10 protein-coding genes are annotated in these 12,115 nt (G+C 59.6%); 8 read left to right on the top strand and 2 right to left on the bottom strand.

Annotated features, from left to right (window positions below):
* The first annotated feature begins 11 nt into the window (after window positions 1-11).
* From ACOI8A_RS20505 to ACOI8A_RS20520, 4 genes are all read left to right on the top strand, one after another.
* Window positions 12-890 carry an endonuclease/exonuclease/phosphatase family protein gene (locus tag ACOI8A_RS20505; protein WP_420650024.1) on the top strand — a complete coding sequence of 293 codons (879 nt, stop codon included), beginning with the start codon at window positions 12-14 and terminating at the stop codon, window positions 888-890.
* Complete coding sequence (locus ACOI8A_RS20510; protein ID WP_420650025.1) at window positions 887-2,944, top strand: diguanylate cyclase; 2,058 nt, start codon at window positions 887-889, stop codon at window positions 2,942-2,944. Before ACOI8A_RS20505 ends, ACOI8A_RS20510 begins: the two co-directional genes overlap by 4 nt.
* Window positions 2,945-3,046: 102 nt before the next feature.
* Window positions 3,047-3,826 carry an N-acetylmuramoyl-L-alanine amidase gene (locus ACOI8A_RS20515; RefSeq protein WP_420651491.1) on the top strand — a complete coding sequence of 260 codons (780 nt, stop codon included), beginning with the start codon at window positions 3,047-3,049 and terminating at the stop codon, window positions 3,824-3,826.
* Between the two features lie 72 nt (window positions 3,827-3,898).
* The gene (locus tag ACOI8A_RS20520) at window positions 3,899-5,515 is read left to right on the top strand and encodes an EAL domain-containing protein (RefSeq protein ID WP_420650027.1); all 1,617 of its coding nucleotides are present in this window, start codon (window positions 3,899-3,901) and stop codon (window positions 5,513-5,515) included.
* Here ACOI8A_RS20520 and ACOI8A_RS20525 read toward each other — a convergent pair.
* Both ACOI8A_RS20525 and algB read right to left on the bottom strand, forming a co-directional pair.
* Window positions 5,512-7,299: an ATP-binding protein gene (locus tag ACOI8A_RS20525; protein ID WP_420650028.1), complete on the bottom strand. Its 1,788-nt coding sequence runs from the start codon at window positions 7,297-7,299 to the stop codon at window positions 5,512-5,514. The two genes, ACOI8A_RS20520 and ACOI8A_RS20525, sit on opposite strands and share 4 nt — an antisense overlap.
* Before the next feature lie 10 nt (window positions 7,300-7,309).
* Window positions 7,310-8,656, bottom strand: coding sequence for a sigma-54-dependent response regulator transcription factor AlgB (algB, locus tag ACOI8A_RS20530; RefSeq protein ID WP_420650029.1), 1,347 nt, complete (start codon window positions 8,654-8,656; stop codon window positions 7,310-7,312).
* A gap of 428 nt (window positions 8,657-9,084) precedes the next feature.
* Between algB and ACOI8A_RS20535 the strand changes: the two genes are divergently transcribed.
* The 4 genes from ACOI8A_RS20535 (at window position 9,085) to gltP (ending at window position 12,098) form a co-directional block, all read left to right on the top strand.
* The gene (locus ACOI8A_RS20535) at window positions 9,085-9,369 is read left to right on the top strand and encodes a hypothetical protein (protein WP_420650030.1); all 285 of its coding nucleotides are present in this window, start codon (window positions 9,085-9,087) and stop codon (window positions 9,367-9,369) included.
* Window positions 9,370-9,433: 64 nt separating this feature from the next.
* Window positions 9,434-9,598 (top strand): DUF1328 domain-containing protein, encoded by a 165-nt coding sequence (locus ACOI8A_RS20540; protein ID WP_003380232.1) that lies wholly within the window; start codon window positions 9,434-9,436, stop codon window positions 9,596-9,598.
* 2 nt (window positions 9,599-9,600) lie between these two features.
* Window positions 9,601-10,065 (top strand): inhibitor of vertebrate lysozyme family protein, encoded by a 465-nt coding sequence (locus tag ACOI8A_RS20545; protein WP_420650031.1) that lies wholly within the window; start codon window positions 9,601-9,603, stop codon window positions 10,063-10,065.
* Between the two features lie 701 nt (window positions 10,066-10,766).
* Window positions 10,767-12,098 carry a glutamate/aspartate:proton symporter GltP gene (gltP, locus tag ACOI8A_RS20550; RefSeq protein WP_420650032.1) on the top strand — a complete coding sequence of 444 codons (1,332 nt, stop codon included), beginning with the start codon at window positions 10,767-10,769 and terminating at the stop codon, window positions 12,096-12,098.
* The last annotated feature ends 17 nt before the right edge of the window (window positions 12,099-12,115 follow it).

The raw sequence follows: 12,115 nt of genomic DNA on the forward strand, positions 1-12,115 counted from the left end.
CGGCAATCGCCATGCGCCGCTGGGGAACTGAACGTCTCGTTGGCCTGCACGATCCGCAGGTCAACGAGCATCACTTGGAATCCACGGGCCTGCCCGCAGACAGTCGTCTGCGCTTGCTCAGTTTCAACATCCAGGTCGGCATCAGCACCGAGCGCTATCGGCACTACCTGACCCGCAGTTGGCAGCATCTGCTGCCGCACACCGGGCGCTCCAACAATCTGCAAAAGATCGGCAATCTGCTCGGCGACTTCGATCTGGTGGCCTTGCAGGAAGCCGATGGCGGCAGCCTGCGTTCAGGCTACGTCAATCAGGTCGAGCACCTGGCGCACCTTGGTGCGTTTCCCTATTGGTATCAACAACTCAATCGCAACCTCGGGCGACTCGGCCAGCACAGCAACGGCGTGCTCAGCCGCCTCAAGCCGTGGGCGATTGAAGATCACCCGCTGCCGGGGCCGAAAGGTCGCGGTGCGATTCTGGTGCGTTTCGGCGAAGGTCCGGAAGCGCTAGTGGTAGTGATGATGCATCTGGCCCTCGGCGCCCGCGTGCGCAGCATGCAGCTGGCGTACATTCGCGAGCTGATCGGCGGCTACAAGCACCAGATTCTGATGGGTGACATGAACACCCACGCCAGCGACCTGCTGCAAAATTCGCCACTGCGCGACCTTGGCCTGCTCGCCCCGCAACTCGAAGCGACGTTCCCCAGCTGGCGCCCGCAGCGCTGTCTGGATCATATTCTGCTGAGTCCGACCCTGACCCTCGAAAAGGTCGAAGTGCTGGCTCAGCCTATTTCCGATCACCTGCCGGTCGCGGTAGAGATTCGTCTGCCGGGTTCGCTCACGGCTGATGCATTGCCCGCGTTGAGTCCTGCCCCTCGCGGAACCCCTGAATGAGCGACGAAGCCCAGCGCTGGAAAGAGAAGTACCTCAAAAGCATCGAACAACAGGAAAAGCTCGAACGTCGATGGGACGCCCGGCTCGACCTGCTGCGCCGTGGCCTGGTGCGCAGCACACTGGCAGCCGAGGGCACCGACCGCGTGGTTGACCAGTGCATGAAAGAGATGCGCGATGTGGTGCGCACCGACGAGATGGATGCCGGCCTCGCCGCTTTGCTGCCACGCCTGGAAAAAGCCGTGCTCGATTCCGAGCAACGCCGCGAAACCCGCATTGATCAGATGAGTACCGCGCTGACTTCGCTGGTCACGCAGTTGCAAGCCTTGCCGTTGCCGCGCGAAGTCGCCCAGCCGCTGAAGAAGTTCGCCAAACAGCTCGACGGTCGAGTCGGCCAGGCGCGCGAGATGCCGCTGCTGCTGGGTGAGCTCAGCGGTCTGCAGGGCAAGGCGTTGAGCCTGTTGGAGACACCGGTCGAGCCGGGTCGTCCGGGATTGTTGCAGCGGCTGTTTGGTGGTCGGGATAACGAGCAAGCGCCGGCGTCCGAGGCGCACGCTCCAGCTGCGACACCTGTGGCACAACAGCAACATACGCCCGCAGCCGAAGAGCTTGTCGCGCCGCCAGCAGCCACTGCCGCAGTCGCCGAGCCGGTAATGGTCGTTGCAGCCAGGGAAGCTCCAGCCGTAGTACCCGTCGACGTCCACGCACCAACGCCCGCGCCGCGTCCAGCGCTGGAGCCAGAGCCGGAGGTTGTCGCGTTCGAACCTCCAGCGATCACCCCTGAAATCGTCAGTAAACCGGTCGAACCCGAGCCAGAACTCTCTACAACAGCTCCGGTAACCGCCACAGCTTTCAACCCCGACGAACTGATCCACCCCGGCGATGCCCCGCCGCCATTGATCCTCGACAGCCTGCCCCTGCCCGAACCCATTGCTCAGGCCTTGGCTGCCATCGATCCGGAGCAGTCCGAGCAAGACATCCTCTATGCGCTGCCGGATTCCCCCGAGCCGTCCTACAGCTCAGTGGCCAAGCACATCGAAGACACCTTGCTCGGTCTGCTCGATGACCTGACCTTGCCGGAGCGTCATCGCCCACAAGCCGAAGCCATGCGTGATCGACTGAAAAACGGTCTCAACTGGTACGAACTGCTGCCGATCCTCGACGATCTGGCAACTCTGATGCTGGCGATCACCGACAGCGGCCAGCATGAATTCGAAGCCTACTTGCAGCAACTCAACGAGCGCCTGGAAGCGTTCCAGAGCAATCTGCAAGCCGCCAGCGACGGGCACGCCGACAACAGTTCCGCCGCGCGGGAGATGGAGTCGCAGATCCGTGAGCAAGTCGACGGCCTGCAAACCAGCGTGCAAGACGCAGCGGATCTGGAGGACCTCAAGCAAGTGCTGGAGAACCATCTGGAAGGCCTGCTTGGCACCATGGATCAGCATCAGAAGCAGCGCGACGCCCGCGAGCAGGAAGTCGCCGGTCGCCTGAAAAGCCTGGCCGAACGCGTCGCACACATGGAACAGGAAGCCCTCGGCTACCGCGAACACCTTGAAGAACAACGTCAGAAAGCCATGATCGACCCGCTGACCGGGCTGCCCAACCGTGCAGCGTGGAGCGAACGCCTCGAACATGAAATCAGCCAGTGGCAGCAGCACGGCAACACCCTGAGCCTGGCGATGCTCGACCTTGATCACTTCAAACGCATCAATGACAACTATGGCCATCTGGCCGGCGACAAAGTGTTGAAGATCATCGCCACAGTGCTGCGCAAACGTCTGCGCGGCAGTGACTTCATCGCGCGCTTCGGTGGCGAAGAGTTTGTCCTGCTGCTACCGGCAACGCCGCCAGCTATCGGCGCCAAACTGCTGGAAACCCTGCGCGCGGCGATCGAAGCCTGCCCGTTTCACTTTAAAGGTGAACGGGTGACCATCACTATCTCGATGGGACTGGCCTCGTTCAAACCGGGAGAACACAGCGATCTGGTACTGAAAAGAGCCGATCAGGCGCTATACCGCGCGAAAAATGCCGGACGCAACCGGGTCGAGCTGGGCTGAAGGCAATTGTTCCATATTGTTTAATTCAGCCCGCAAGCCTTTGAAGCTCAGGGCAGTACGTTACACTGTTGCATTATTGTCCTGTGCGTACTGCCCTTTATCATGAAATTTTTAGCCCTCATTGCTTCTCTTCTGGTACTCGCCGGTTGTGCCAGCGGCCCGCGTTTCGACACCAGCCATCCTTCGGTCAATCACGACAGCCGCGTGCAGTTCGTGATCGTGCATTACACCTCTGCGTCCCTTGAGCGCTCGCTGCAATTGCTGACTCATGGCGAAGTCAGCAGCCATTACCTGATCGGCGACGACAAAACTGCCACCACCTACAAGCTGATGGATGAAAATCAGCGCGCCTGGCATGCCGGTGAAAGTGAGTGGGATGGCCGTACATGGCTCAACTCGAGTTCGATCGGCATCGAGATCGTCAATCCCGGATTCAAGGACACCCCGACCGGGCGCGTCTGGTATCCATACAGCGAAGCGCAGATCCAGAGCCTGATCGTCCTGCTCAAGGACATCAGCCAACGTCAGGGCATCAGCCCGCGCCATATCATCGGCCACAGCGACATCGCACCGCTGCGCAAGCTCGATCCGGGGCCGCTGTTCCCGTGGAAGCGCCTGGCCGCTGAAGGTCTGGGCCTGTGGCCGAATGAACAAGCCGTGGCGCGTCAGCAAGTGCAGTTCAATAACGAACTGCCGAGCATCAGCTGGTTTCAGTCGCAGCTCGCACGCGTGGGCTACGCGACGCCACAGACCGGCGAACTGGATGTCGCCACCCGCCATGTGCTCGCAGCCTTCCAGATGCACTACCGCCCTACCCGTTTCGACGGTACGCCGGATGCGCAAACCGCAGCGCTGCTACTGGTTTTGAATCAGACAAAATAATGACACCCGCCCGACGGTCAGGGCGAAACGGCAAACAGCAGCTATAACTCATTGGTAATTCTTCGGAAATCCATGATGGTAGCTACCCGAGAAACGCTGCGTAGCTGGTTTTATCGCCCTTGGTTTTTGGCGATGATCGCGGCTGTTCTCAGTGCGAGCCTGTTGATCACTGGTGGGCTGTTCGTCGCCATGCGCCAGGTCGAACAAAGCGAAAGTCGGGAAATGAATGCTCAGGGCGAGCGCTTCCTCGCCCGCCTCGAACAATTGTTCGGGCAATTACGTGAAAGCCTCGACGATCTCGAGGCCCAGCCTCTGCGCAGCTGTGACGACGATATGATCGCCACGTTGCAGCAAGTCACCTTCAATTACCGCTTCGTGTATGAAGCGGCCTACATGGACGCTGCGCGAATCTGCTCCAACCGTCCGCGCCAGGAAGGCCTGACGGTGGTTCGCGCTCCAGATATCAAAGGCCCGACTTACAGCTATTGGCTGAACACCACCACTGAACCGGATGAAAACCGTGCGGCGCTGATGCTCGGCCGGGGCAATTTTCGCGTGGCCACCTCGCGCGGGCATCTGACCGACATGGTCGATCTGTCGCCCGGCAGCAGCCTGCTGGTGGTACTCGATCACGGCACGCGCGCAATTCCGGTGCTGGGCACGCCGCACGCCTGGCCACCCACCGAACCATGGCCACCCATAAACCCTGAAGCACTGCAAATTACCCAGGCCAATCTGATTTACCGCATGCCGACCAATAATCCGGAATATCAGCTAGTGCTGATCACGCCGCGTACCGGCATGCACATTCCGGAAGTGTGGTGGTGGATGGTGCCGTTCTGCCTGATGCTCGGTGCCTTTGTTGGAGCATCGGTGTTCTGGCTGGTACGCCAGCGCCAGTCGCTGGATGCCGAACTGCATGGAGCGATCCGCCGTGGCGAGTTGCAAGTGCTGTATCAACCGATCTTCGATCTCGACAGCCGCAACTGCGTGGGTGCCGAGGCGCTGCTGCGCTGGCGTCGGCCGGACGGCACGCTGACCAGTCCCGACCTGTTCATTCCGATGGCGGAAAACACCGGGCAGATCCGGCAGATGACCGACTTCGTCCTGCAGCGTCTGCTCGAACAATTGGGCCAACTCCTGCGCGCCAATCCGCAGCTGTATATCTCGGTGAACCTCGCGGCGTGTGACGTGATGGTGCCGCGTATCGGCCAGGTCATGGCGCGGCTGCTGACTCTGCACCGGGTCGCGGCGCGGCAGATTGCTTTCGAGGTAACCGAACGCGGTTTGATTGACGTGGTGGTAGCCCGGGAAAACCTGCAAGCCTTGCGCGATGTCGGGCATCAGGTGCTGATCGACGACTTCGGCACCGGCTATTGCAGCCTCGCGTACCTGCAAACCCTGCCGGTGGATTGCCTGAAGATCGACAAGGCGTTCATCGACGCCCTCGGCCATGACGCCGCCAGCAGCGGCGTCGCGCCGCACATCATTCACATGGCGCAGGCGCTGGACCTGAAAGTGATTGCCGAAGGCATCGAGCTCGAATCACAAGCGGCGCTGCTCAGTAGCGAAGGCGTGAAATTTGGTCAGGGCTGGCTGTTCGCGCATGCGCTGAGCGCGGTGCAGTTCATTGAACTGATCACGCGCGGCCGACGCCTCGCGGGCCGGCGCATCGACGACGAAGCCTAAACCGCCAGCGCCATGTAGAACTGCGTACCCTGCCCCGGCCGCGAATAAACGCCCATGCGGCCGCCATGCAGCTGAACGATTTCCTTGCACAGCGCCAAGCCAAGCCCGGCGCCGCCCTTCTTGCGCCCGACCTGCACGAACGGCTCGAAAATCCGTCCCTGTTGGCCGTAGGCAATGCCTTCGCCGTTGTCTTCGACGCTGATGATCACCCGCTCGCCATGCCGGCGTGCCTGCAAACGGATCCTTCCGTCGCGGGCGGTATGGCGCAAGGCATTGTCGATCAGGTTATCCAGCACCCGATCAAGCTGTGCCTGATCAGCCTGCAAGCGCGGGAGCGGCCCTTGCACTTCCACATTCAGCGCGATGCCTTTTTCAGCGGCCGAGTCGACGAAGCGCGACTGCGCCTGCGTCAACAGATCCTCGATGCAGCACGGTGCCAAAGTGAGTTTCTGCAGGCCGCTCTGGTACCGGGAAAAATTCAGCAGATCGTTGATCAGCTGCATCAAGCGCTGCATCTCTTCATTGACCGTATCCAGCAGGTCAGCCTCGCGCGACTCTGGCGGAAATTTCGCCCGCTCGCGAAACAGGCCGAACGCCATGTGCATGCCGGTTACCGGCGTGCGCAACTCGTGGGATGCGCGCAGCACGAATTCGCTGCGCACCCGCTCGAAGGCGCGCTGCTCGGTGACGTCGTGCAACACCATCACCGCGCCGAGGATGTGCCCTTCGGTGTGGCTGACCGGGGTCAGGCTGTAGGTCAGCAGGCGCGACTCGCCATCGACCTCGATGCTCAAATCTTCCGGTGCGCGTTCCAGGCTGCCGCCGCGCAACACCAGCTGCAACTGATCGTCCAGCTCCGGGCGTTCCAGCGCGGTGCCCAAGCCTTGCCCGAAGCGGTCGCTGTCCCAACCCAATTGGCGCTGGGCCACCGGGTTGAGGTGCTCCAGATGGCCTTCGCGGTCGATCATCAGCAAGCCGTCGTCGATACTGTCGAGCACCGCTTGCAAACGTTGCTGACCGGCCAGCAGTTCATCGACATTGGTGGCCTGGTGCTCGCGCAGGGCTTCAGCCATCAGCCCGAAGCGCCGCGATAACAGATTCACCTCCATCGCCGACGATGCCGGCAAGATCACCTCAAAGTTGCCCTGACCGATATTGTCAGCCGCTTTGGCCAACGCCTCGATCGGCGCGCCGAACCTGCTGGCAATCCCGTGCGCGGTAACGAACCCGATGATCAACACCGCCAGCCCCACCAGCCCGAGCAGACCAGCCACCAGCAGCGCTCGATCACGGGCCACATGTTGTACTGAGTTGATATTGTCCAGCGCATGCTTGTGTTCGGTGATCAGCCCGTTGCGCAGGGTGTTGAAGCGCTCGCGCAGGTCGCCGCCGCTTAGAGCAAGGCCCGGATCGCGTGACGCATCGAAAGCCTCGAGGAACTTCAGATAATCTGACTTCGCCTGACTGAAGCCATAATGCCGACCGTCATCTGTTTGTTCTTGGGCGATACCTTCGTCCAGCAGCTGGAAGTAGTGCTGCTTGGAAGCCTCGAAAGCCGCCGGATCGCGCTTCTCGGCGAGCATCATGATCAGTTGATCGCCGAGGGTCTGACGCAGCTTGAGGCCCAGATCAAGGGTGACGAAGTTGTTGCGGATCGTCGCCTCCTGAGTGCCGGCCATCTGCATCACGCTGACCAGCCCGAGCAACAGCCCGAGCAGGGCCACGGTGATCAGGGCGGAGATACTCAGGAACAACCGTGTCCGCAACTTCATCGCCAGTTTCATCGGCGGGCGCTCACAAGTTGTACTGCTTGCGCTTGCGATACAGCGTCGAGGCGTCAATACCCAGGGTCTTGGCGGCTTGATCGAGGGTGCCGGCAGTAGCCAGAACCGCGCCGATGTGCGCCTTCTCCAACTCGTCCAGACTCAGCGCCGCGCCGACCCGTGGCGCGTTATTGGCCGGTTGTTCGGCCATGCCGAGGTGGCTGATCTCAACGCGTTCCTGCGGACAGATGATGCTCGCGCGCTCGACCACGTTGCGCAGTTCGCGAATGTTGCCCGGCCAGCGGTAACCCAACAGGGCTTCTCGCGCTTCATCACTGAAGCCTCGGGCCGGGCGCGCGTATTCTTTGACGAAACGCGCGAGGAATCGGTCGGCCAAGGTAAGAATGTCCTCGGTCCGCTCACGCAGCGGCGGCAGATGCAGGGTGATGACGTTCAGGCGATACAACAAGTCCTCACGGAATCGCCCGTCGCGCACCATGTCTTCAAGGTTCAGGTTGGTCGCAGCGAGGATTCGCACATCGGCCCGGCGGGTCACTGGATCGCCTACCCGCTCGTATTCTTTGTCCTGAATGAAGCGCAGTAACTTTGGCTGCAACGTCAGGGGAAAATCGCCGATCTCGTCGAGAAACAGCGTACCGCCGTCAGCCTGATTGACTCGACCCAAGGTGCTTTCGCTGGCGCCGGTAAATGCGCCGCGACTGTGACCGAACAGTTCACTTTCCATCAGTTCAGCGGTCAGCGACGGGCAGTTGATGGTCACGCAGGATTTCTTCTCGCGCTTGCTCCAGCCGTGAATGGCACGGGCCAGTTCACCTTTACCTGTGCCGGATTCGCCGAGGATCAGAATGTTGGCGTCGGTGCCGGCGACTTGCCGCGCCGTTTCGAGTACGACTTTCATCGCCGGGCTGTGGGAATCGAGACCGTCCTTCGGTTTGCGGATCTCGCCTTCCAGCGCTTCGAGGCGCGCCGAGAGTTGGCGCACTTCCAGTTGCTTGGCGGTGGCCAGACGCAATTGGTCTGGGCTGCACGGCTTGACCAGATAATCGGCGGCACCCGCCTGGATCGCATCTACCGCCGTATCGACCGCCGAGTGCGCGGTGACGATCACCACACGCATCCACGGCGCCTGAATGCGCATCTGCGCCAATACATCGAGACCGTTGTCTTCACCCAGACGCAAATCGAGGAAGCACAGATCGAAAACCTGACGCTGCAGTAACGCATCAGCCTGGGCCGCACTGTTGGCGGTGGCGACGGTATAGCCTTCGTCTTCAAGGCAGTAACGGAATGTTCGCAGGATGGCGGATTCATCATCCACCAGCAGAATGCGGCCTTGGTGCTCAGTGGCAGATTCCATTTTTCCTACGCTCCAAAAGTGAATGTCCTGGGTTAGTCCCGGAAAAATCGGGCAAGTTGCATGGTTGATTCTGAACGATTCTGGCCATTGGAGGGTAGCCCTCTCATGCACTCATGGCTAATACGCTGATTTTGTTGATTTTTTAAACAATTTTCGAGTTACAGGCGATTGCCTGCGTTCTTTTCTGACATCCGCGCCCTGCCCTCAATTCAAAAAGAATCAATTCCCCTAAGAAATAATCGTGCAATCCGCACGACCACGAACGACCCATCGTGCAGGATGCGTCGTGCAAGATTTGCGCATCACATTCAAGTCATTGATTTTATTGGTGTTTTTTTAAATAAAAAACTGGCATGCAGGCTGCAATACATATGTCAGCCCGGGCAAAACAACAGTTGCCCCAACCGAACAAGAGTGAGGAACTCAGGATGACTCGCCAACGTGCCGCCCAAATGCGTATCTCGCCACTGCATATCCAGCAGGGCCTGTTTGCTGTACTCGCATTGTTGATCACGTTGATCGCTTGTCAGCAGTACCTGCGCTGGGAAAACAGCCAGCAGCCTGAGCCTTTGATCTCGATCCAGCACACCACGCAGAAGCACTTCAGCGCCGTCAGCAGCACTCAGGCGGACAACGCCTCGATGCGCATGATGGACGTCGACCAGCCGCAGCCGCTGGGCGACATGCCACGTGAAGAGCGCTGGGTCTTTTAACCGAATCTGGACGTAACCGCGTCGAGACCAGCACTACCCCTAAATAGAAGCAAGGAGAATCACCATGTTGAGTTGGGCAATCACTTTCCTGATCATTGCCATCATCGCTGCAGTACTGGGCTTCGGTGGTATCGCGGGCACCGCTACGGGTATCGCCAAGATCCTGTTTGTCGTGTTCCTGGTGATGTTCGTTGTGTCGTTCTTCTTTGGCCGTCGCGGTCGAGGTTGACCATGAGTGCTTTAAAGACACTGGCAGCCGCCCTGCTTATGGGCGGTAGTGCCATGGCGATGGCGGCCAATGATGGCCAGACGCGGGTCAACGAGATACTGAACACCGACCCGCAGTACCGCGAAACCTGGCAAGGCGTGGTCAAGAACGAAGAACGCCTGCCGGAATGGGTGATGAACCTGTCCGGTACCTCGGAACAGCAGATGAATGCGGTTACTGAGGACGGTGACAAGTATCTGGTCGGCCCGCTCTGCGAAAGTGCCGACAAGTGCCTGAACCACCGCTTGATCGTGGCCTTCAGTTTCGACAAGGACGATGCCTACGGCATGCTGGTCGATGTGCCTGAAGCTCTGCCCGCCGACAAGTCGCCGACGCGACATGCCACCTACCGGTTCTTCGGCAAGCCCGATCAGGGCATGCAGGATCTGTTGATGGAAACGTTGAAAAAAGATCCCAAGTGGTACTGAGATTGAACATGAGGGCAGCGCCTGCGCTGCTTTCCATTGCGCCCACCCGATGAAGGCCGGCGCATGACCATGGGGCCGGGATGTTCTGACTGTTGCAGGGTCGGAGTGACCTACGGGTACAGGGAGTGACTGCGCTGAGGGCCGGGTCAGGGTAAAAGCTGCGCCGCAGGTTCGCCCACCCCAGGTGGTGAGACGGACTTGCGCAGGGCTTGGCCGGAACAAAACGTTGATCTAGAGCGTCCTGCTCAGAATTTTCACAAGCAAAATGCCGACGAAAACATTTCGCAGTGTTTCGTGGCGACCGTATATCGAGAAAGCTTCGATTTAAACAGACGGACTTTTCGCCTTCGAATGTAGGCTTTTTCCGAAATTTCGGACTGAATTCAGTTGTTTAAAAATCAGCCAACCTGCGCTGAAATGGCCGGTTCACGGCACTTATGCCTGCCGAAATGTCATATTCGAACCGGTTGGGACGCCAGTTTCGTTTAAAAAAGCTCATGCCGATTCGGCATAGGGTAGGCGTTTACGGCATTAGACGTCGCAACCTTGCATCGGAATAGTTGCGCCTTTTTTCGCCTGCCGGAGAGCCGCTAATGCGCGTCCCGGGGCACCTTATACGGAGGCAGATGCACAGACTTTTCCGCTAGAAAGCGTTCCAGTTCCTGCATGTGCCTGAGTCAAACGCAAGTAAGGGTAAAGATATGAAGAAGGCAAAGCTTAGCCTCGCCTGGCAGATCCTCATCGGTCTGGTATTGGGGATTGCAATTGGTGCGTTGCTCAACCACTTCAGTGCCGAGAAGGCGTGGTGGATCAGCAACGTCCTGCAACCAGCAGGCGATATCTTTATCCGTCTGATCAAGATGATCGTGATTCCGATCGTCATCTCGTCCCTGATCGTCGGCATCGCCGGTGTCGGTGACGCCAAGAAGCTCGGGCGCATCGGCCTGAAGACCATCATCTACTTCGAAATCGTCACGACCATCGCGATTCTGGTAGGTCTGGTGTTGGCCAACGTGTTCCATCCGGGCACCGGCATCGACATGAGCACCCTGGGCACTGTGGATATTTCCAAGTACCAGGCGACGGCCGCCGAGGTTCAGCATGAACACGCGTTCATCGAAACCATCCTCAACCTGATCCCGTCGAACATCTTCGCGGCCATGGCCCGCGGCGAAATGCTGCCGATCATTTTCTTCTCCGTGTTGTTCGGTCTCGGTCTGTCGAGCCTGCAATCGGACCTGCGCGAGCCGCTGGTGAAGATGTTCCAGGGCGTTTCCGAGAGCATGTTCAAAGTCACCCACATGATCATGAACTACGCGCCAATCGGTGTGTTCGCGCTGATCGCGGTGACCGTGGCCAACTTCGGCTTCGCCTCGCTGGTGCCGCTGGCCAAACTGGTGATCCTGGTTTACGTCGCCATCGCCTTCTTCGCCTTCGTGGTACTGGGCCTGATCGCCAAGCTGTTCGGCTTCTCGGTGCTCAAGCTGATGCGCATCTTCAAGGATGAGCTGGTGCTGGCGTACTCCACCGCTTCGTCGGAAACCGTGCTGCCACGTGTGATCGAGAAGATGGAAGCCTACGGCGCGCCGAAAGCCATTTGCAGCTTCGTGGTACCGACCGGTTACTCGTTCAACCTCGACGGTTCGACCCTGTACCAGAGCATCGCGGCAATTTTCATCGCGCAGCTGTACGGCATCGACCTGTCGATCAGCCAGCAATTGCTGCTGGTACTGACGCTGATGGTTACCTCCAAAGGCATCGCCGGCGTACCGGGCGTGTCCTTCGTGGTGCTGCTGGCCACCTTGGGCAGCGTGGGTATTCCGCTGGAAGGCCTGGCGTTCATCGCCGGTGTCGACCGCATCATGGACATGGCGCGTACCGCACTGAACGTGATCGGCAACGCCCTGGCCGTGCTGGTCATCTCGCGCTGGGAAGGCATGTACGACGACGCCAAGGGCGAGCGCTACTGGAACTCCCTGCCGCACTGGCGCAGCAAGGAAAAACTGCCGGCTGGCGAGATTTCCAAGCACTAAGCACTTGCCTCTAGGCA

This window comes from Pseudomonas sp. P4795 (genome assembly GCF_048822895.1).
Taxonomy (GTDB): Bacteria; Pseudomonadota; Gammaproteobacteria; order Pseudomonadales; family Pseudomonadaceae; genus Aquipseudomonas.